Annotated in this window: 21 protein-coding genes; 16 read left to right on the top strand and 5 right to left on the bottom strand. The window is 59.6% G+C overall.

Going from position 1 to position 20,510, the window contains the following annotated elements; all coding sequences use genetic code 11:
- Positions 1-379 precede the first annotated feature (379 nt).
- The 3 genes from FHT97_RS20555 to FHT97_RS20565 all read left to right on the top strand — a co-directional run bounded on the left by FHT97_RS20555 (position 380) and on the right by FHT97_RS20565 (position 2,756).
- Positions 380-1,153 carry a DeoR/GlpR family DNA-binding transcription regulator gene (locus tag FHT97_RS20555; protein WP_183759074.1) on the top strand — a complete coding sequence of 258 codons (774 nt, stop codon included), beginning with the start codon at positions 380-382 and terminating at the stop codon, positions 1,151-1,153.
- 52 nt (positions 1,154-1,205) lie between these two features.
- Positions 1,206-1,664 (top strand): YbaK/EbsC family protein, encoded by a 459-nt coding sequence (locus tag FHT97_RS20560; RefSeq protein ID WP_183759075.1) that lies wholly within the window; start codon positions 1,206-1,208, stop codon positions 1,662-1,664.
- 90 nt (positions 1,665-1,754) lie between these two features.
- Positions 1,755-2,756 (top strand): Tim44 domain-containing protein, encoded by a 1,002-nt coding sequence (locus tag FHT97_RS20565; protein WP_183864084.1) that lies wholly within the window; start codon positions 1,755-1,757, stop codon positions 2,754-2,756.
- Between the two features lie 59 nt (positions 2,757-2,815).
- Here FHT97_RS20565 and FHT97_RS20570 read toward each other — a convergent pair whose 3' ends face one another.
- On the bottom strand, positions 2,816-3,481 hold the full coding sequence (locus tag FHT97_RS20570) for a J domain-containing protein (protein ID WP_183759077.1): 666 nt from the start codon (positions 3,479-3,481) through the stop codon (positions 2,816-2,818).
- A 359-nt stretch (positions 3,482-3,840) separates the two neighbouring features.
- Between FHT97_RS20570 and panC the strand changes: the two genes are divergently transcribed.
- Both panC and panB read left to right on the top strand, forming a co-directional pair.
- Positions 3,841-4,716 carry a pantoate--beta-alanine ligase gene (panC, locus tag FHT97_RS20575; protein ID WP_183759078.1) on the top strand — a complete coding sequence of 292 codons (876 nt, stop codon included), beginning with the start codon at positions 3,841-3,843 and terminating at the stop codon, positions 4,714-4,716.
- On the top strand, positions 4,716-5,540 hold the full coding sequence (gene panB / locus FHT97_RS20580) for a 3-methyl-2-oxobutanoate hydroxymethyltransferase (RefSeq protein ID WP_183759079.1): 825 nt from the start codon (positions 4,716-4,718) through the stop codon (positions 5,538-5,540). Before panC ends, panB begins: the two co-directional genes overlap by 1 nt.
- Positions 5,541-5,632: 92 nt before the next feature.
- Here the strand turns inward: panB and FHT97_RS20585 are convergent, their stop codons facing one another.
- Together FHT97_RS20585 and FHT97_RS20590 are read right to left on the bottom strand one after the other, a co-directional pair.
- Positions 5,633-6,862, bottom strand: coding sequence for a TIGR03862 family flavoprotein (locus FHT97_RS20585; protein WP_183864085.1), 1,230 nt, complete (start codon positions 6,860-6,862; stop codon positions 5,633-5,635).
- Between the two features lie 164 nt (positions 6,863-7,026).
- Entirely contained in the window at positions 7,027-7,227 is a 201-nt protein-coding gene (locus tag FHT97_RS20590) for a DUF2735 domain-containing protein (protein ID WP_183864086.1), read from the bottom strand.
- Positions 7,228-7,689: 462 nt separating this feature from the next.
- Here FHT97_RS20590 and FHT97_RS20595 point away from each other — a divergent pair, with 462 nt between their 5' ends.
- The 6 genes from FHT97_RS20595 (at position 7,690) to FHT97_RS20615 (ending at position 13,502) form a co-directional block, all read left to right on the top strand.
- Positions 7,690-8,730, top strand: coding sequence for a glutamine synthetase beta-grasp domain-containing protein (locus FHT97_RS20595; RefSeq protein ID WP_183759082.1), 1,041 nt, complete (start codon positions 7,690-7,692; stop codon positions 8,728-8,730).
- A 225-nt stretch (positions 8,731-8,955) separates the two neighbouring features.
- Complete coding sequence (locus tag FHT97_RS20600) at positions 8,956-10,902, top strand: BTAD domain-containing putative transcriptional regulator (protein WP_183864087.1); 1,947 nt, start codon at positions 8,956-8,958, stop codon at positions 10,900-10,902.
- A gap of 124 nt (positions 10,903-11,026) precedes the next feature.
- Entirely contained in the window at positions 11,027-11,158 is a 132-nt protein-coding gene (locus FHT97_RS31450) for a hypothetical protein (RefSeq protein WP_259130587.1), read from the top strand.
- Positions 11,159-11,169: 11 nt separating this feature from the next.
- Complete coding sequence (locus FHT97_RS20605; RefSeq protein WP_183759084.1) at positions 11,170-12,423, top strand: YcaO-like family protein; 1,254 nt, start codon at positions 11,170-11,172, stop codon at positions 12,421-12,423.
- Positions 12,420-13,166, top strand: a complete 747-nt coding sequence (locus FHT97_RS20610) for a TfuA-like protein (RefSeq protein ID WP_183759085.1) — start codon at positions 12,420-12,422, stop codon at positions 13,164-13,166. Before FHT97_RS20605 ends, FHT97_RS20610 begins: the two co-directional genes overlap by 4 nt.
- Before the next feature lie 66 nt (positions 13,167-13,232).
- Positions 13,233-13,502: a hypothetical protein gene (locus FHT97_RS20615; RefSeq protein ID WP_183759096.1), complete on the top strand. Its 270-nt coding sequence runs from the start codon at positions 13,233-13,235 to the stop codon at positions 13,500-13,502.
- A gap of 27 nt (positions 13,503-13,529) precedes the next feature.
- Here the strand turns inward: FHT97_RS20615 and FHT97_RS20620 are convergent, their stop codons facing one another.
- Entirely contained in the window at positions 13,530-13,922 is a 393-nt protein-coding gene (locus FHT97_RS20620) for a helix-turn-helix transcriptional regulator (protein ID WP_183759086.1), read from the bottom strand.
- A gap of 244 nt (positions 13,923-14,166) precedes the next feature.
- On the opposite strand from FHT97_RS20620, the gene FHT97_RS20625 reads away from it, so the two are divergent.
- On the top strand, positions 14,167-14,505 hold the full coding sequence (locus tag FHT97_RS20625; RefSeq protein WP_183864088.1) for a sulfite exporter TauE/SafE family protein: 339 nt from the start codon (positions 14,167-14,169) through the stop codon (positions 14,503-14,505).
- Between the two features lie 87 nt (positions 14,506-14,592).
- Here FHT97_RS20625 and FHT97_RS20630 read toward each other — a convergent pair whose 3' ends face one another.
- Positions 14,593-15,681 carry a LacI family DNA-binding transcriptional regulator gene (locus FHT97_RS20630; RefSeq protein ID WP_183759088.1) on the bottom strand — a complete coding sequence of 363 codons (1,089 nt, stop codon included), beginning with the start codon at positions 15,679-15,681 and terminating at the stop codon, positions 14,593-14,595.
- 247 nt (positions 15,682-15,928) lie between these two features.
- On the opposite strand from FHT97_RS20630, the gene FHT97_RS20635 reads away from it, so the two are divergent.
- The 4 genes from FHT97_RS20635 to FHT97_RS20650 all read left to right on the top strand — a co-directional run bounded on the left by FHT97_RS20635 (position 15,929) and on the right by FHT97_RS20650 (position 20,510).
- Positions 15,929-16,903 (top strand): substrate-binding domain-containing protein, encoded by a 975-nt coding sequence (locus tag FHT97_RS20635; RefSeq protein ID WP_028827899.1) that lies wholly within the window; start codon positions 15,929-15,931, stop codon positions 16,901-16,903.
- A gap of 115 nt (positions 16,904-17,018) precedes the next feature.
- The gene (locus FHT97_RS20640; RefSeq protein WP_183864089.1) at positions 17,019-18,509 is read left to right on the top strand and encodes a sugar ABC transporter ATP-binding protein; all 1,491 of its coding nucleotides are present in this window, start codon (positions 17,019-17,021) and stop codon (positions 18,507-18,509) included.
- Complete coding sequence (locus tag FHT97_RS20645) at positions 18,502-19,518, top strand: ABC transporter permease (RefSeq protein ID WP_183864090.1); 1,017 nt, start codon at positions 18,502-18,504, stop codon at positions 19,516-19,518. Before FHT97_RS20640 ends, FHT97_RS20645 begins: the two co-directional genes overlap by 8 nt.
- Complete coding sequence (locus FHT97_RS20650; RefSeq protein WP_183759091.1) at positions 19,515-20,510, top strand: ABC transporter permease; 996 nt, start codon at positions 19,515-19,517, stop codon at positions 20,508-20,510. Before FHT97_RS20645 ends, FHT97_RS20650 begins: the two co-directional genes overlap by 4 nt.

Consider the following 20,510-nt stretch of genomic DNA (forward strand, 5'->3'; position numbering starts at 1 on the left):
AGACTCATCATCGTGTCGTCTGCCGTTGATGGCGCCGATCCATAGTATTTCCGACCATTCTTATCTACAACACCTTCTGCGTGTGTGTCCACAATTGTGACGGATCGTGCTCTGGCCGGCGTGGCAGGGATCGAGGAAACGTCGGCACCCGCGGCTGCAAGGCGCGCCGCAGTCTCTATCCTCGGATTGGCATGCCATTGCAAGCCCCGATACCATCGCCCTGTAAAGTTTTAGGGCCGCGCGATTAAACTGGCTTTTGTCCACATTGTCGGACCAGACATTTGCTGCTGTCTGTTTATCATCATCTGTCTTGCGCGCGTCTTCGCCTCTGCTAAGCATTCCATGTGAACCGAAAACGGAAACGAAAGAGACCGCACGCATGTTCCTGAGCGATCGACAAACGGAAATAGTCGGGATGGCAAGGTCGGATGGACGCGTGTTCGTGGAGGAGCTCGCGGCACATTTCTCGGTAACCCCGCAAACGATTCGAAAGGATCTCAACGATCTCTGTGACGCACAGATCCTAACCCGTGTCCACGGCGGCGCGACGTTTCCGAGTGGCACCGAGAACGTGAAGTACGAAGCGAGGCGCCAGATTGCAGCGTCGGAAAAACAAGCCATCGGTATTGCCGCGGCCGGGCTCATTCCCAACAACGCCTCGCTTTTCATCAACATCGGGACGACAACAGAGGCGGTTGGCGAAGCGCTGACCAACCACCAGGAACTGATGGTGATCACCAACAACATCAATGTTGCCAATCGGCTGCGACTGTTTCCGACCATCGAGGTCGTGATCGCTGGCGGTGTGGTGCGAGGGTCGGATGGCGGTATCGTTGGAGAGGCGGCGGTCGATTTCATTCGGCAATTCAAGGTTGACTATGCAGTCATCGGGACCTCGGCGATCGATGAGGACGGTGCCCTGCTTGACTACGACTTTCGCGAAGTGAAGGTCGCGCAGGCAATCATCGCCAATGCCCGCCACGTCATTCTTGTGGCTGATTCGACGAAATTCGAGCGCACGGCGCCGGTTCGAATCGCTCAGCTACCGCAGGTGCATACCTTCATCACCGATCGTTGCGTCACCCCCTCTATTCGGCGTCTCTGTCAGGAAAATAGCGTGAAATTGATCGAGACATCGGCAGCTGGTGCATAGAGACTGTCAAATCGGGGTTCATTTGCCGCAGATCCTGGGCTAGCCTCCCGTCATGAGTCTAGAAACCGTCCGCGCGTTTTTCAGCGCCCACGCTCCCGATATAGAAATCATCGAAACGGCCGAGAGTTCATCAACCGTGGCGCTGGCGGCCGAGGCGCATGGGGTCGATCCGGCGCAGATTGCCAAGACGATCTGCCTGCGGGTGGGTGAAGAGACGATGCTCGTTGTGGCCGGCGGCCTGTCGAGGCTTGACAACAGAAAGGTCAAGGACCGGTTCGGCGCCAAGGGCCGGATGCTCGGCCCGGATGAAGTCATGGATGTGACGAGCCATCCGGTCGGTGGGGTCTGCCCGTTCGGGCTCCCGACAAGATTGCCGGTCTACTGCGACATTTCACTCAGGCGATTTGACGTGGTCGTGCCGGCTGCAGGCTCAACCAATTCGGCCGTTCGAATTTCCACCGAACGCCTGGCAGACCTCACCGGCGCGACATGGGTGGATGTCTGCCAATAGACATTGAACCGGCCAAAAGCTTCAAACCGGCCGAGCAATCCCTATATATCCCCCTGACATCAGTTGGTCGTCACGACAGGAGAAGATTTGATGCCCGGTGCCGTTTCGCGTTTTGCCAAGTTCGCGGCGATTGCCGTCCTGACAGGCACTACCGTTTTTGCCTCAATCGGGGATGCTGACGCGCGTCGCGCCGGCGGCTCTGGCTTTGGCAGCCGTGGCACCAGGACGTTCCAGGCGCCGCCGGTGACGAGGACTGCGCCGGCCCCGGCTGCTCCGATCGAGCGGTCGATGACGCCGCGCCCCCAGAACACTGCTCCCTATGCAGGCCAATCGCCCGTCAATACGCAGCGCCCTGGCCTGTTTAACGGCTTCGGCCGGTCGATGATCGGTGGCCTTGTCGCCGGCGGCCTTCTCGGCATGCTGCTCGGCCATGGCTTTGGCGGCGGCTTCGGCTTCCTCGGCATGTTGCTGCAGATCGTGCTGATCGGGATCGCGATTTCCTTTGCCATGCGCTTCTTTGCCAACCGGCGCCAGCCTGCCTATGGCCCGGCCGCGGGTCCGGCCCCTCATAGCCCCATCGCGGCTGGTGGCAACACCTCTTCGTTCCGCATTCCTTCGATCGGCACAGGCGCGGGCGACGGTGGCGGACAGACGAATTCGAAGCCTGGCGACGAGGTCGGTCTTGGGCAGGGCGACCTTGATCGCTTCGAACAATTGCTGACGGAAATTCAGACGGCCTATGGGGCTGAAGACTATGCCACGTTGCGTCGACTGACGACGCCCGAGGCGATGTCCTACCTTGCCGAGGAGCTTGGCGAGAACGCCACGAATGGCGTGCGCAACAAGGTCTCGAGTGTCAAGCTGCTGCAGGGTGATGTCGCCGAAGCCTGGCGCGAGGATGGCGCCGATTACGCAACGCTTGCGATGCGCTACTCCTCGATTGATTCGCTCGTCGAGCGGGGCAGCGGCAAGCTCGTCAGCGGCGATGACAGCCGCCCGACGGAGACGACCGAAATCTGGACATTCCTTCGCAAGGGCGCGGGAGAGTGGAAGCTCGCCGCGATCCAGGGCACGGAGCAGCGTGCCGCCTGAGGGACGAAGCCTCCCTGATCTTGTCTTGTTGGCCAGGGCGGCCCGCCCTGGTCTGGCCCTCAACCCTCCTGGGCTGCGGAGGGTACGACCCAGAGCGGCCGGTCCTCACGTTTGCGAATGGCTGGCGGTGACTGGTCCTCGACGGCAAGGCCATCCTCGAGCTCCTGGACGTCCACTTCGTAGCTGTAGTCGTAGATCATTTCGCAGGCGCGTTCGTTGGCCTTGATCTTGGCGTCCGTTTCGCTGATCGCGATCGCTATGGTTTTGATGCGGGCCCGGAGCATCGAGCCCAAAATGTCCGTTGACGGCCGCTTTTCCAACCGCTCAAGATGATGCTCGATGCGTTGGGAGTGACGTTCGAGTTCGCGCTTGCTGAAGCGCGCCTTGCGCATTTCCTCGGAAAGATCCGTGCGCATGCGTGTGAGCGGATCGAATGTCCCCGGCTCGCGCTCGTCGAGGGTCAGCTGGTTGACGAGTTTCTCGATGACCATCAGGGCCTGGAGGTCTACCGGGTCCGCAAGTTCCACGTCATAGCCGGTGTCGTCGAAGACCTTCCTGCGCACCGGGTCCTGCAGAAGCTCGTAGGCCTTCCGTACGCGGCTGAAAGCATCCGGGTCGCCGCCCGAGTCCGGATGGGTCGCTTTGGCGCGCCGGCGGTACGCAGCCTTCACCTGGTCGTCGGTCGCGTCGCGCCGTACACCAAGAATCTCATAAGGATTGGTCACTATCCCTCCGTTGTTGCTCGGACATTGCCGTGACATCCATGAAGGGCATTCATCCCTTGAGGCCTTCTTCTATCATCAGTGGGGCGGAGTTTGGACAAAAAGAATAAACAAAATCGCTTATCCCGATAAAGCAGGCCCGACCGACGCGCATCTGGTGAATAGCCCCCAGGCCGATGGCCGCCTCGCGAAAACATAGGCAGCGGGACCATTTGCGGTCGGACGGCGAATTAAAGCATGCTCGAGCCCGATGTTAATCGTTATAATGGCGCGGTCCGCGTTGACGCTGTCTGTCAAATCGAGTTTTATCCGCCACCATTTGCCGGACCGCTCTCGCGACAGGCAAATCTGGAGGAGGTTACATGCGCACTATCCGCACGATCGCAGAGCTGCGGCAATTCCTGCACGGGCATCGACGTGAGGGGCGTTCGATCGGTCTTGTTCCCACGATGGGCTACCTGCATGTCGGGCACATGGAACTGGTCGCGCGTGCGCGCGGTGACAATGCGGTGAGCGTCGTTTCGATATTCGTGAACCCCTTGCAGTTTGGCGCGAACGAGGACCTTGCCAAGTATCCCCGCGATCTGGCGCGTGATTCCAACATGCTCGAAAAAGCCGGTGTCGACGTCCTTTTCGCCCCGGAGGTCAGCGACATGTATCCGCGGGAGATGCTTGCCGTCGTCGATGTTCCGCGGCTTGGAAGCGTGTTGGAGGGAGAGGTCAGGCCGGGACACTTTGCCGGTGTGGCGACTGTCGTGACCAAGCTTCTCAACATCGTACAGCCCGATCGAGCCTATTTCGGGGAGAAGGATTACCAGCAGGTGGCGCTGATCAGGCGCATGGTCGAGGATCTTGCCCAGCCGGTTGAGGTCGTTGCCGTTCCGACCGTGCGGGAAGCCGATGGTCTCGCCTGCTCGTCGCGCAATGTCTATCTCGACGAGAAGCAACGGGCCGCGGCCGTGATCGTGCCGAGGGCGCTTCAGGAAGCCGAAAGGCTTTACGCGGGCGGCTGTGACAGTGCCGACGAGATGGAGAGGCTTTTGAAAGCATTCATCGCTGCCGAACCGCTTGCTACGCCGGAGGTGGTCGCCGTTCGCCACCCCGAGACGCTCGAACCATTGCCGTCTTTGCAGTCTGCGCCTGCGCTCGTCGCACTCTTCGTGCGCGTTGGAACGACGCGTCTGCTTGATAACCGCGTCATCGGGGTTAGCCCGACCCAGCATTCGAGGGCAGCATAGTGAGCGCTCACGGCAAAGAGAAGCGCCAGACAACGGCATCCATCCGAGCAATGAAGGGCAAGGACCGCGTCGTCTGCCTGACGGCATACACGACACCGATTGCACGGCTGCTTGATCCCCATTGCGACCTTCTGCTGGTCGGGGATTCCCTCGGCATGGTCCTTTATGGCATGGAGACGACCGTTGGCGTGACCCTCGACATGATGGCCGCGCATGGCCGCGCGGTCATGCGTGGCGTCTCGCATGCCTGCGTCATTGTCGACCTGCCGTTCGGCAGCTACCAGGAATCGAAGGAGCAGGCCTTTCGCAGCGCCGTCAGGCTGATGCAGGAGACCGGCTGCGATGGCGTCAAGCTCGAGGGCGGCGAGGAGATGGCCGAAACGGTCGCCTTCCTCACGGCGAGGGGCGTGCCGGTCTTCGGTCATGTCGGGCTCATGCCGCAACTGGTCAATACAGCCGGCGGATTCCGCTCGCTCGGTCATTCGGACGAAGAGGCTGCAAAGATCCACCGCGATGCCGAGGCGGTCGCGAAGGCCGGCGCCTTCGCTGTTGTCGTGGAGGGCACCGTCGAGCCCGTTGCCCGGCAGATTACCGCCAGCCTGATGGTACCGACCATCGGTATTGGTGCGTCGCCAGCCTGCGACGGCCAGGTTCTGGTGTCGGATGACATGCTGGGGCTGTTCAATGATTTCAAGCCACGGTTCGTCAAGCGCTTCGCCGATCTGAGCCCGCTTGTCTCACAGGCCGTCCGGGATTATGCCGAGGAGGTCCGTAACGGGCAGTTCCCCGCCAAGGAACATACATTCCAGCCCAGGCAGCGCTAGCATCGGCGCTCTCCGGTTGCGGTTGACAGGCCGCAGTTGAGGGCGCTTTGGACCGTCCGAGTGCCCGAGGGCAAAGCCGGCCGTCCCATGCGTTACGGTGCGTCCGGACGCTGTGATCGGGCGAGCCAGTCGGTGATGCCGCGCGCTGCGGCGCGGCCGGTGGCAAAACAGGCTGTCAGCAGGTAACCACCTGTCGGCGCCTCCCAGTCGATCATTTCTCCTGCCACAAAGAGCCCGGGCATGGCCCGCAGCATGTAGTTCGGGTCGATGCCGGCCCAGTCGATGCCACCTGCCGATGAGATCGCCTCGGCTATGGGACGCGGCCTCAAAACGGGAATGGGCAAGGCCTTGATCAGTCTTGCCAGTCGATCCGGATCGTTGAGTTCTCCGCTGAGGGCAAGCTCACGAACCAGGGCGGCCTTCACTCCGTCGATACCCGCGCCTTTGCGCAGGCGATTGGAAAGGCTCGCCTTGGCATCCTGCTTGCTGAGGTCCCGTGCAATCCGGTCGCCGGAACGGCCCGGCACCAGATCGATGACGAGCGAAGCCGGTTCGCCGCGTGACAACCTGTCCCGCAATGCTGCTGCATGGGCGTAAACGAGGCTCCCCTCGATGCCACGCTGGCTGATGACGAATTCGCCGGGTAGGGTGCCTGCCTGCGAGGTTGCCGTGACGGATTTGACGGGCGCGCCGGAAAAGCGTTGGCGCAAGATGTCGCTCCAGTCGACGTCGAAGCCGCAGTTGGCAGGACGGAAGCCATTGACGGTGATGCCTTGCTCGCGCAGCCACGGAGCCCATGTTCCGTCCGACCCGAGACGCGGCCAGCTCATGCCGCCGAGTGCGAGCAGCGCGGCATCGGGACGAACGACCCTGGTGTCGTCAGGCGATGCGATCAGATAGCCACCGTCGGAAAAACCCATCCAGCGATGCCGCGTCCGGATACGAACGCCTGCTGCCTCAAGCTGCCGCAGCCAGGCCCGCAGGAGCGGTGAGGCCTTCATGACGACAGGGAAGACACGTCCGGAGGATCCGATAAAGGTTTCGGTCCCAAGCGCCGCCGCCCAGGCCCTCACGTCGGATGGCATGAAGGCGTCAAGCGCGTCCCGCAACCGGAAATTCGACGGGCCGAAGCGCCGGGTAAAATCAGTATAGTCTTCGGAATGCGTGATGTTTAGCCCGGATTTCCCGGCGAGCAGGAATTTCCTCGCTACCGTCGGCATGGCTTCATAAACCGTAACGGCGTGACCGTTTGCCGCCAGGCTTTCCGCGGCCATCAGTCCTGCCGGGCCGCCGCCAAGTATTGCAATGTCCTTTTTGACCATGAAACGGTGCTTAGGCTTTCGAGCGAAAGTCCTCAATACCGGGCTGAATGGAAACTGCAAGGTTTCCTGTGTTGGGCAGGGGGGAAGCGGTCGGGGTCATGCGCAATAGCGTGCCGATCGCCCGTGTGCGACAGCCGACGGGCGATTGGCCGTCGTCTCTAGTATCAGTCCACGATGCGCGGTTTGAATTTCGGTGGGCATGGCTTTTCAGCTTCCTTCATTGCCTCGTCGTGGTACCAGCAGCTGTCATAGACGGAAGGCTCTATCTGGCTCTCAAGATCAATAGACTTGCGCGGCTCCGCCGTGAAACGCTTTCCCGGGAAAGCGTAGATCGTCGCTGTCTCGTGATGCACACCAATGGCCATTTCCTGCCTCCTTGCTCATCCACTTCCGTCGTCTCAAGATCGATATAGCATAGATGCACAGGAAATGCGCGATATGATTGAAAATAAGGCAATATTTGTTGGAATAATGTGCATTGAGATCTGCTGGTCTTTGTATCAGTTTTTCGTCGAGTAAATTAAATGGGCAATTGCCTAATTGTTGTGCGGTGCCGGTGTGTTGCCAAATATCCGCCCTGACGAAGGATTTTCCAACGACGCCACCGATCGACAGGGGTAGGGATGTCTTTCTCCCACTAACTGATTGAGTCCGCTATCAGTTCCGTGGGGATCTACCGCCAAGACGAAAAATTGGGCGCCGATCCCCGCGGGACGAACTCAAACTGGCACGCTACGTGCATGATAGGTGGCATCCCTTCGCGGGCGGCCTTTCTGCGGCCGTTTGCTTGAGGATTTGCTCACGGTTCATGTTTGAGAGACTCGCAAATGACAAAGTATAAGCTCGAGTACATCTGGCTCGATGGGTACACCCCGGTACCAAACCTGCGCGGCAAGACGCAGATCAAGGAATTCGACGCTTTCCCGACGCTCGAGCAGCTTCCGCTCTGGGGCTTTGACGGTTCCTCCACGATGCAGGCCGAAGGCCGCAGCTCTGACTGCGTGTTGAAGCCTGTCGCGCTGTATCCGGATCCGGCCCGTGCGAACGGTGTGCTCGTCATGTGCGAAGTCATGATGCCCGATGGCCTTACGCCACATCCGTCCAACAGCCGCGCAACCATTCTTGACGACGAAGACGCCTGGTTCGGCTTCGAGCAGGAATACTTCTTCTACGAGAATGGCCGTCCGCTCGGCTTCCCGGAAACCGGATATCCGGCTCCGCAGGGTCCGTACTACACGGGTGTTGGCTACAAAAACGTCGGCTCGATCGCCCGCGAAATCGTTGAAGAACATCTCGACCTCTGCCTCGCCGCAGGCATCAACCACGAAGGCATCAACGCCGAGGTGGCAAAGGGCCAGTGGGAGTTCCAGATTTTTGGCAAGGGTTCTAAGAAAGCCGCCGACCAGATCTGGATGGCGCGCTATCTGCTTCTGCGCCTCTGCGAAAAGTATGGCATCGACATCGAGTTCCATTGCAAGCCGCTCGGCGATACCGACTGGAACGGCTCGGGCATGCACTGCAACTTCTCGACCAAGTTCATGCGCGAAGTTGGCGGCAAGGCCTATTTCGAAGCACTCATGGCTCAGTTCGATAAGAACCTCCAGGATCACATTGATGTCTACGGTCCGGACAACCACCTGCGCCTGACCGGCAAGCACGAGACTGCCCCGTGGAACAAGTTCTCCTACGGCGTTGCTGATCGTGGCGCGTCAATCCGTGTTCCGCACTCCTTTGTCAAGAACGACTACCGCGGTTACCTCGAAGATCGTCGCCCCAACTCCCAGGGCTGCCCTTACCAGATCGCCTCGCAGGTTCTGAAGACGATCTCGGAAGTTCCGACCACCGGTTACGCGGCCGCGGCTGCCTGATCGGGCCGTCATTATTCGATATCAGTGGCGCCGATCTCGACTGGCGCCACGTTCTTCTGGAGCGTACGTTCGACAACGGATTCGTTCTCTGGAAGGCGGCTTTTTGACGTGGTCGCTTGCTTGCATCATCCACCGGTTGAAATATTCAACCTGACACGCATAATCCTTTGCGTTGGCAGTGATTACCCTTATAGTTGAGGTAGATCCCCCAATCGCGAGTTGCCCGTGACAGGCAAAAAGAGCCGATTTCTCCGTCTACTTGGTACGCCCGCGTTATTCGCAGATGGCAATGAGATCGTCTTGCCTGAAAAGGCCTATGCGCTTCTCGTCTTTCTCGTGACTGCTCCCCAGTTTGCGATGGATCGTGAGGTTCTGCGCTCCATTCTCTGGCAGTCGGACCAGTCGAAGCAGCGCGCCGGCAGCTTGCGCCAGCTTCTTGCCCGCATTGATCGCGGGGTTCCTGAGGAAGTGCCGCGGCTTTTGAAGGCGACCAACACCCATGTGTTCTTCAATCACGAGGATTGGGCAGCCGACGTCCTGATGCTCAGCAACATGGCCGCGCCCTTGCCTCGGTCTGCGTGGGACCTGTTTCGCGGTGACTTGCTCGAAGGATTCAAGGCGCCGACGATGGAGGCCGAAGAGAGGGTTGTCGTCGAGCGACAACGCGTGGAGCAGCGCCGTGAAGCCCATATCGTCGCCCTTCTCGACGCGCCGGAAAAACTGACGTCCGACGATATCCTTCTGCTCGCCGGTCTGCTCATCGATGCTGATCCCGCAAACGAGATCGCTTGCCGGGCGTTGATGCAAATGCATTCGCAGGCCGGAGACGTGGCCGCCGCGCGCCAGGCTTACTCGCGTTGCCGCAGTGAACTCAAAAGCGAATACGGTGCTGAGCCGGATGCCGCGACCCAGGTCCTGGCTCATGAACTCGGGATCATCGTTCCGGCCGGGCTTGCCGGGCAGGCCGCCCCGACTGCGGCAAGTATCACTTTGGATCCCCTTGGTCAGCCGCGAGTCCTGATATTGCCGCCGGATACGATCCTGTCAGATCCGGTGCTGCAGCGTGTCGGTCGCGCGCTTCTTGAAGAGGTGACGATCGGATTGAGCCAGCAGCGTGGCTTCAAGGTGATCGCTGCCCATACCAGTCTCGAAATCGTCAACCGCAGCGTGACCGGAGCGCTGTCAGCTCCGACGCCACCCGAACTCAGGTTCGACTACACGGTCTACGTCACCATTCATGGCCGCGAGGACGACATCTATGCAACCTGCCGGCTGACGAAAACCTCGACCGCCGAGGTGCTGTGGGCGATCGACCTGCCGCTTGCCATCCAGAAGGTCAACCAATCGTTCGGCCAGCTCGCCCGGCGTATCGTGATGACGCTGGCCGATACGATCGAGCGGCGCGAGCTGCTGGACATGACCCATGACGTCAATCCGTCGGCCTATCGCCTTTATCTCGAAGGAAAGCGGCTGGTCTCGAAGACCGACCTGCAGCATCTGCGCCAGGCGAGAAAATGGTTCAAGTCGGCGCTTGCGCGTCACGACAGGTTCTCCTCTGCAAATGCCGGCATGGCGCGCGTGCTGGGAATGGAGTGGCTCGTCCGGGGAATGAAGGACACGCAGTTGCTGGAGGAGGCGGATCGTTTTGCGTGGCTTGCCCGTGACAACGATCCGAACAGCGGGCGGGCGATGCGTGAGCTCGGCTTTGTCGCCCTCTATCGCCGGCGCTTCGGCGACAGCCTGGATTTCTTTGCCGAAGCACAGATGCTCAACCCCAACGATGCCGATATCCTGGCTGACCACGCGGACGCGCTCTTGCATGACGGGCAGAGCGACCGGGCGCTCGAACTCAGCCTGGCAGCGCTCAAGCTCAATCCTCTGCCGCCCGATTACTACTACTGGAACCTCGGCGGGATCCATTTCGTGCAGGAAAACTACGCCAAGGCCATCGAGGTTCTGGATCGCGTCAAGGATCGTCCGGCAACGTCTCGCCTCCTTGCCGCGGCCCATGCAAAGAACGGTGACCGCAGGGCTGCGTCGCGATACGCCTCGATCGTGCTCGAGAATTTTCCCGATTTCCGCACCGACGACGTGTGGCAATTCGTGCCTGACCGCAATCCTGACGACACGCGCCAGCTGATTGACGGCCTGCGCATGGCCGGATTGTCCTGAAGCGTTACACGTTCCGCCTTTTGGGCTGGTTTCTTGTGCTGAGTGCGGTCACGCCGAAATAACGCCTGTCGAGGCATGTTCTCTCCTGTCTGCAGCACCCAGCTGCCCAACCAGGAGAAACCCGATGACGACGACCCAGATCAAGCCCGTTGCAGTCCGCCTGTCCGCAGCCGCCCAGGCCGTTCTCAAGCAGGAATGCGTCCAGCTCGACACGAACGCCACGGCGAACATCGTTCACGCCCTGAAGTTTCGTTGAGGAACATGCGAATGTCTGTTCAGACGGAACTGGAGCGTTTGGCTCGCGATCTCAGCCTGTCGTCGACCGGCATCAACAGCTATCACGACCGCTTAATGACGCCTGGACAGACATTCGCGGCGATCAAGCCGTATTTCAAGGAGCTCGGCATCACACGCGTCGGGCTGCTGACGGCTCTCGATCTGCTCGAAATTCCCGTGGCTTTCGCCACGCGGCCGAACAGCTACACGCTTTCTGTTTTTCAGGGCAAGGGGATCGATGAAGAGGCTGCCATGACTTCCGCCGCTATGGAGGCAGTCGAGACCCGCGTTGCGGAAATTCCGCCAGGCGCGCCTGTCATCGCGACGCTCGAGGGCATGAAGGCCGAACGCGCGCCGATGATCGATCTCGATTCTGTTGCCCGGTGTGTGCCTTCCGAAATCGGTGACCAGCCGCTCGCATGGAGTGAGGGTCTCGACATCATGTCCGATCGCCCGGTCTTCGTTCCCTGGCCCCTGGTCGGCCTCGACCACAGGGGAGCGAGGCCCTCTGGCTTTGAACAGTCGAGCGATGGTCTTGCCTCCGGCAACCGGCCCGCCGAAGCCGTCCTGCACGGCCTTTGTGAACTGGTCGAACGCGACGCGTGGGCGCTGACGCAGCTGCGGCCCTACGATCAGCTGCGCGGTGCCCGGATCGATCCTGCCGCCTTCGGCGACACCGTTTTGAATATCATCGTCGACCGCATCGAGCGCGCTGGCATGCGCCTGCTGCTGCTGAACATGACGACCGATATCGGGGTTCCAAGCTTTCTTGCGGTGATCATCCCGGGAAATCTCGGGGAACGGGTTGACGCCCGCTGGACCCATGTATGTGGGGGATGTGGATGTCACCCCGATCCCATACGGGCAGCGTTGCGTGCCATCACCGAAGCCGCGCAAAGCCGCTTGACGGCGATTGCGGGAAGCCGAGACGACTTTTCTCCGCGCATCTACCAAAGAATGGAGGATGGCGGCCCGATGCAGGATCTGGTCAATCTCTGCAATGAAAAGCCGGTCGCCGCCACATTCGGATCGGAGCAGCGGACAATCCAGGAAAACATCAGTCACATTCTCGACCGACTGAAGGCAAGGGGCATCCAGCAGGTGGTGGCTGTCCCACTCGAGCATCGGCATTTGCCGGTCTCGGTCGTACGAGTCATCGTCCCGGGGCTAGAGGTCGATGTCAGCGGAGAGTATATCCAGCTGGGGCTTCGCGCCGTCAGCGCCATGCAGGGAACTTTGCAATGAGAATCATTTTCGCGGGGCCCAGTTTCGGCGCTGACATCGACAGGCTGCGTGCGGAGAATCCCTCAGTGGTTTTCCGTGGACCGGCAGCGCGCGGCGACATCCTGCAAGCCGTCCAGGACGGCGCAAAAGCAATCGGGATTGTTGATGGCTTCTTCGGCGAGGTGCCGTCCGTATGGCACAAGGAAATCCTCTATGCCCTGCAGCACAATGTGATCGTGGTTGGCGGCGCCAGCATGGGCGCGCTTCGCGCGGCCGAATGTGCCGACTTCGGGATGGTCGGCATCGGGTCGATCTACGACGATTATGAAAGCGGCACCTTGGTTGATGATGAGGCCGTCGCCCTCGTGCATGCACCCGCCGAGCTCGGCTGGCTGCCCCTTTCCATTCCCTGGGTGGACTTCGAACCGACGATCACCCGGCTCTACCGGAATGGCGCGCTATCGCTTGCGGAGCAGAAGATGCTGTTTCTGGCCGGTCGCTCGCTGCATTTTTCCGAGCGAACCTATCCGAAGGCCGTCGAGGGTTGCAATTTTTCGACCGAGGGCCGGGCTAAGGAAATCCTGCGGGCGATTCGCGCAGGCAAGGTCGAGCGCAAGCGAAAGGATGCCGATCTCGTGCTGCAATATCTGCAGGACGTGGAATTTGTTGCGCAGAACCGTGACTGGGGCTTTGCTGCCACCTCTCACTGGGAGCATTTGCGTGCCGAAGTCACGGGTGCTGTCACGCCTGTAACGCCCGAGTAACGCCGCCTGTAAATGATGGGTCGTGTTGAAGCCCCGGAGGGCTCATCTATGGAGAAGGCGGTGGCAATGAACATTCTGACAAGGGACGAAGGAACGGGGAAGGAGTACGCCAGAATTTTCCGGTTGCTGTCGGCCGCAAAAGATGAGGCCCATAAGCTCAAGCTGCAAAATTTGATGCACTTGACGAACATGGCTCTTCTTCAGGTTGTCATTGACTGGGACGGGATTGATCCGGAGCGGGAGCTCGACGTCAATCTTGAGAAGCTGATCGGCACAAAAACGCAGGTCGCGATGAAAGACGCAGCCGAAAACCTGGTGCTTCTCGACTGCCACTGACGTTCAGGACCGGGAGGACGTTGACGTTTATTCGTCGTCCGTGTGATCCATGCCGGCAATTGCCTGCACAAGCTTTACGATCTTCTTGCGAACCGATTCGCTTTTGATCGACAGGAAGGCGGCATTGAGGAGGACGCCGTCGCGCGAAACGACAAATTCCTCGCTTGGCGACGGGTTGTCATTCGCCATGTTGGCGTTGACTTCCTCGAAAAAGGACCGGACATCGACGTCGAGGGCGCCGGCGATTTCGACAAGCATGCTTGCCGAAACACGATTCGAGCCCTTTTCGTATTTTTGGATTTGCTGAAACGTGACGCCGACCCTGTCACCGAGCTCTGTCTGCGATACTTTCCTCATCAATCGCTTGATGCGGATCGTCTTCCCGACGTGAACATCGACTGCGTGCGGTCCATCTTTCATCGGTGTCTCCTTCGAACGCCGGTTGCTGCGCGACTATAATGCCAGTTATCAACCTAACGGAGATAATTGAACGGATCAATTGTGTTGATACGTTTTTTATCCCGCATAGAGCGGTGAATCCGAACATGGTGAAAACGTCGGCCGGCCCGAAATTCTGACACTACGCGAGCCCCGGTGGCGTTCAGAACCCCTCAAGATCCCCACTACGCGATGCTCCATTGTAATCCGCTTTGAGGCTTTCTCAATGTCGGTTTATTTTCCGGCAAAACAGGCCACTCGGCGGCTCGCACCATGCCCGACCGAGCCACGGACGCGACGCGTCGTGGTGTTTGCGGGGACCTCGACAATTCTCTTCGCGATCGTGAACGCGGCAAAGATAGTCCCTTATTGGCAACTGAGACAGTTTGCCCAGTTCGACGTCAACTTGGCAAGTTGGATCGTTCCGGCCGCGATCATTGGAAGCTTCGTTGGACGCAAGTTGACGAAAGTGATTCCCGACAAGCTCTTTTTCCGCCTGGTCGAGATTGCCTTGCTCGGATTGTCGATAAAGCTCATTTTGGACTATGTGTCCGCTGCCGGCTGAGCACCGGGGGGTTGGCGCCCGGACCGGGGCTGACCGAACGATTACTCATCCCATGGAATGCGTTCGTGGCCCAAGCAGATTTCATTATTAATGTCGGCCTGGTCGGTCGAGAGAGGGCGACGGATCTTTTATCGCGTCGAGAGGTCCTTCGAGTGCCGTGCGTGGAGGCACGAGTTGCGGCTCAATCATGATGATCTGCGGCTCCGCATCGTCGTCCTCGAGCAAGTCAAACCCCCGATCGAGCATCTCGGAAACGTTTGGCTTGATCATGTAGACGGGGAAGGGAAGGAACGATCCAAAAGGATCGTAATCGAAGCAGCCGACGACGATGTCTCCGAAGGCTTCGCCGTCGTGACGTCCCATGAATCGCAACAGGCCCTCGAAGTTGATTGAGGAATTCACAAAGAAGCAGCGCGGCAGTCGGCCATGTTTTTCGTAAAAGCGCTCGAAAGCGAGGGCGGTCATTCCCGGAGAATATCCGGTTGTCTCTATGTCGTCCTTCGGGACGTCACCGCCGAAAATGGAGTGCTTTACCGCATGGAAGCCGATCACGCGGTCACGGCTTGCGTGGTCGTCGCGCCCGCCGAACAGGAACACGTCCTCGGGCGCGAGCGGCCCCATTCCCTCCGCGTGTCGAATGATAGCTGTCGTCAGGGCCTCCGCGCCCTGCCGGTTGTCCGAAATAATCGATGGTGCGTACTTGCCGGGCAGGTCGATGTTTACGTGCGGCACGCCCGCCCGCAAACAGGCCTGATGAACGCCGTCGGGATCGGTCGCGCCGGCAACGAAGAGAGAATCGATGGAGTATGCGATCAGCGACTCGACGGTGCGTCGTTCCTCCTCAGGATCCCGTCGTCCTGAAACAACCATGGGGACCAGCCCCCGCTGACGCGCCTTCGCTTCGAAGGTCTGAGCCATTGAGGAGAAGAACCGGGTATCATAGACGGGCAGGAGCAGTCCGGTAAGGCCGGATCGCGAGCTTCTCAGCGCACGGGCCTGGAGATTTGCCGTGTAGCGGTGTGCTTTAGCGAGCGTCATGATCTTGTCCGCTGTTTCCTCCGAGATCCGCCGCTTGCGCCAGGTGCCGTTCAGAACCGCGCTGACGGTCGAAGGCGACGCGCCGGATACGACTGACAGATCGTAAATCGTTGCTTTCTTTTGCTCTTTTTCCGACATCCGCGAATCTCCTCGCCTCTCGTCACTATTTAGAACAATCGCACCTCTTGACGAAAGGCTTTTTGATGTTATGGTTATTGCACCATCGATTGTGCAAGAAAGCAATAACGATTGTGCAAAACGATGGGCGCTTTGAGGAAGGCGACGAGGGAGGAGGTTCTGTCATGGAGCCGATAACGCTTGGCACACCAGCATGGGGCTCGTGTGGGCGCATCTCCTTTGCCCGCTGTTTGGAGGAGAGAAACCCATGAAGAGAATGCTCGCAATCACGCTCGGCCTCTCGCTGACGCTTCTTGCATCGACTGCATTTGCCGGGCCAAAGATTGGTGTGGTCGTTAAGATTGGCGGCATCCCGTGGTTCAATGCCATGGAGGCCGGCATCAAGGAGCAGAGCGCCAAGCTCGGCGTCGAGGGCTTCATGGTCGGCCCGACCAGCGCCGATCCGGCTCTCCAGGTTCGCGCTATCGAAGACCTGATTGCGCAAAAGGTCGATTACATTGGTGTCGTTCCCAACGACGCCAAGGTCCTTGAGCCGGTGCTGAAGAAGGCCCAGGATGCTGGCATTAAGGTCATTACGCATGAATCACCCAAGCAGGTCGGTGCGAACTGGGACTTCGAACTGGCTTCCGCCAAGGGCTTCGGTGAGGCGCATGGCAAGCTCCTCGCCGAGAAGATGGGTGGCAAGGGCTCGTACGCGGTCTTCGTTGGGTCGTTGACCGTTCCTCTGCACAACGCCTGGGCCGATGCTGCGATTGCTTATATCAAGGCCAACTATCCCGACATGAAGCTGGTAGGCGACCGCTACGGTGTAGCTGAAGATGTCGACAAGAGCCGTTCGACCGCTCTCGACCTGATGGCAGCGAACGCCGATCTCAAGGGCTTCCTCGCATTCGGCTCGCAAGGTCCGATTGGTGCGGGCCGCGCTGTTGAAGAGCGCCGCAAGGACGGAAAGGTCTTTGTGATCGGGCCGTTCTCGCCAGGACAGGGTGCGAAGCTCATCAAGTCGGGTGCTCTGACCGGCGGGTTCATGTGGAATCCCAAGCAGGCCGGTGAGGTCTTCGTGACGCTCGCTGATCGCATTTCCAAGGGGCAGGAGCCGAAAGCCGGCGATGACATAGAGGGTCTCGGCAAGATCACTCCAGAAGGAAATACAATCATCGTTGATCAGCTCTTGGCCATCAACAAGGAAAGCATCGACAAGTTGGTTGGCATGGGCCTCTAACCTCCCGAGGCCTCAGCCTGGGGTCGCGAGGAGCTCGCTCCACGCGACCCACTCCTTAAGATTTACTGGTACCTGCGGACCCCGCCGAGCGGGCGGCTGATCAGGGAGATATGCCATGAGCGCTATACCGCTCCTTTCACTCAAGAATATCAAAGTCACGTTTGGCGGTGTGCGGGCTCTGAAAGGGGTCTCGTTCGAGGTCAATCCCGGCGAGGTCCACTGCCTTGCAGGAGAAAACGGGTGCGGCAAGAGCACGCTGATCAAGGTCATAACCGGCGTCTATAAACCGCAGGATGGTGCGGAGTTCTTCTTCGACGGCCAGCCGGTCACAGCGATGACACCGACGCTGGCGCAGTCACTTGGCATTCAGGTCATCTGGCAGGACCTGGCGCTCTTCCCGGAGATGACGGTCGCCGAAAACATCGGGTTTCAGTACGCGGTCAATGGCAAATACGGCCTCGTCGACAAGCGGAAGATTGAAGACGCGGCCGAAAGGGCGCTTGCCCGGCTCGGCGTTACGATCGACCCCGACCTGCCACTCAAGGAGCTGCCAATTGCGCAACGCCAGATCGTCGCCATTGCGCGAGCACTTGTCGGCGAAGCTCGCCTTGTGTTTATGGATGAGCCGACTGCGTCGCTGACGCAATCCGAAACCGACTATCTGATCGACATCGTTCGCAACCTGTCGGCATCCGGCGTCGCGGTCGTGTTCGTCTCGCATCGCCTCGCCGAAGTCCTGGAGATTTCCGATCGGATGACGGTGCTCCGCGATGGTGCGCTGGTTGGCGTTTACCCCGTCGAAGGCATGACCCAGTCGCGCGTGACGGAACTCATGACGGGTCGCAACTTCGACAACATCGTCATCGCCAACGATCACGATGAAGATCCAGTCGTGCTCTCCGTGCGTGGACTTACACGAGCGAAAGAGTTCGAGAACATCTCATTTGACCTGCGGCGCGGTGAAACGCTCGGAATTACAGGCCTCCTTGGGGCGGGTCGCACAGAGCTGGCGCTTACGATCTTCGGAATGCATCGGCCGCAAGCCGGTGAGATCAGCATCGAGGGCGAGCGCGTCAGTTTCGGGTCTAATCGGGACGCCATTCGTGCTGGTGTTGCTTACCTGTCCGAAGACCGGCTGTCACTCGGCCTAAACCAGCCGCAATCGATTGCCGACAACCTTGTCATGGCATCCCTCGACAAGCTTATGTCGGGCGGGATGATCTCTCCGACGAAGAAGGCAAGCGTCGTCGACCATTGGATCAAGGCGCTCGGCGTCAAGATCGGTACGCCTGATGATCCCATACGGACGCTTTCAGGTGGCAACCAGCAGCGCGTTGCGATTGCCAAGTGGCTGGCCATCGATCCCAAAATCCTGATCCTCGACGCCCCGACGGTGGGCGTCGACGTCGGGGCCAGGGCAGGCATCTTCGAGATCGTACACAAGCTGGCGGCCCAGGGTCTAGCCATCATCCTGATCTCCGACGAACCACCGGAGGTCTATTTCAACGCCGACCGCATCATTCACATGGTGGAAGGCAAGATTCACGCGACCTACGACCCGCGAAGCGTATCGCTCGCCGAACTGGAGGCTTCCGTCTATGCGTAGGCTGATCCTTGGACACACAACCGAGTTGACGCTTCTTGCGGTCATGATCGTGCTTTGCTTCGGTCTGTCCTTTGCGACGGACCGGTTTCTGACGATCTCCAACGCGTTTGATGTGCTGAACGTTTCGGCCGTCAACATTATCTTCGCCGTCGGACTTCTCGTCGTCCTGATCTCAGGCGGGATCGACATTTCTTTCGCCGTCGCTGCATCCGTCGTGCAGTATGTCACCGCTCTCGCGCTCGGCGCGTTGGGCGGCGGCAACTGGGCCGAAGGGTTCATCATCGCCGGAGCGATCGGTATCGGCCTCGGCCTGATCAACGCGGCACTCGTCTACCGCCTCCATATCATCTCGATTGTTGCGACAATCTCGACCTTCAACATCTTCTTCGGTCTCCTGATGTTCTTCACCAAGGGCGTCTCGATCTACGACCTGCCCGAATGGCTGACGACGCGCGTGGTGTTTTTCGAACGCGAGATGGCCGACGGGTCTTGGGTGGAGCTTACCCTGCCTGTCGTCGTCATGGTCCTCTGCTGTGTAGCGACCTGGTTTATGATTTCGCGCACCACCGTTGGGCGGCAGCTCTACGCATTTGGCGACAATCCGGAGGGAGCGCGCCGCTTCGGCATTAATATCGGAACCATGCATTACATTTCGTTCGGCTGGCTCGGTCTGATGGCCGGTATCGGTGGATTGATGCAGGCCCACTACGCCGAGGAGGTCGTTCCGAACGCGCTTTACGGTCGTGAACTCGACGTCCTTGCCGCAACGGTTCTCGGCGGCGCGCGGCTCGGGGGCGGCAAGGGGTCGGTCATCGGATGCGTTCTCGGGGTGCTGATGGTGTCCGTTACCCAGAACGGGTTGAACCTGATGGGCGTCTCGCCATTCGCATTCAAGATGATCGTCGGCGCGATCATTCTTGCCGCCATAACGCTTTCTTCCGCACGGATCGACAAGCTTCTGCCATTCCTTGCCAAGGGCGGCACCAGAAGGGGGAGCACCCACTCATGAAAGCCATAGCTCAAAGGTTCAATGCCACCTTCGGCGCGGATATGACAGGTCCGGCCATCGCCTTCCTGGCGGTGATGGTCATCTTCGGTCTTGCAGCAAACAATTTTATCTCCGCTGCAACGTTTGGCTCGGTTGCTTTCCAGTTACCGGAACTCGGCCTGCTGACGCTTGCGATGCTGCTGCCGCTTTTGACCGGCGGCATCAATCTGTCCGTGACATTCACCGCCAATCTGTCGGGTCTTGCCGCAGCGTGGGTGATGCAAACGTACGGTGGTGTCGATGCGTCGCCGTCTGCCTTTCTTCTTGGCGTCATCGCGGCTCTTGTCACTGGCGCTGCAGCGGGTCTGATGACGGGTGCTGCTATTGCCTACACACGTGCGCATCCAATCCTCGTGACGCTGTCGATGATGATCTTCCTGCGCGGCCTGGGCGAATTCCTCACGCGTGGCGGCGACGTGTCCGGCTTTCCGACCTTCATTGCTCCGATCGGGCACGGACAGATATTCGGGTTCCCGATTCCCCTCCTGATCTTCATCGTGTGCGTCGGTCTGTGGCAGCTCCTGCTCACACGTTTCAAGCTCGGTTTTGGCCTCCTGATGATCGGTTCGAACATCGACGCGGCGCGCTACTCCGGTCTCAATACCCGTCGCATTCTGGTGCTGGTTTATACCTTGTCCGGAGTGATGTGTGCTGTCGCCGGCGTAATCATGCTTGCCCGGTTCAATTCGGTTCGCGTCGGTCACGGTGAATCCTACCTGCTGATTACCGTTCTTGCGGCGTTCCTGGGTGGGATCAACCCCTTTGGTGGGTTCGGGCGGGTCTTGCCGGTCTTCGTCGCACTCATCGTGCTCCAGCTTCTGTCCTCGGGTCTCAATTTGATGGGGGCCAACCAACATCTCGCAACGGCTTTATGGGGCGTTTTGATGATCGTCGTCATGGCTGCGCGAACCATAGCTTCGGCCTACATGGCCGCACGTAGAAGGAAGGGTTGA

Origin of the sequence: Rhizobium sp. BK399 (assembly GCF_014194695.1) — a bacterium.
GTDB lineage: Bacteria > Pseudomonadota > Alphaproteobacteria > Rhizobiales > Rhizobiaceae > Rhizobium.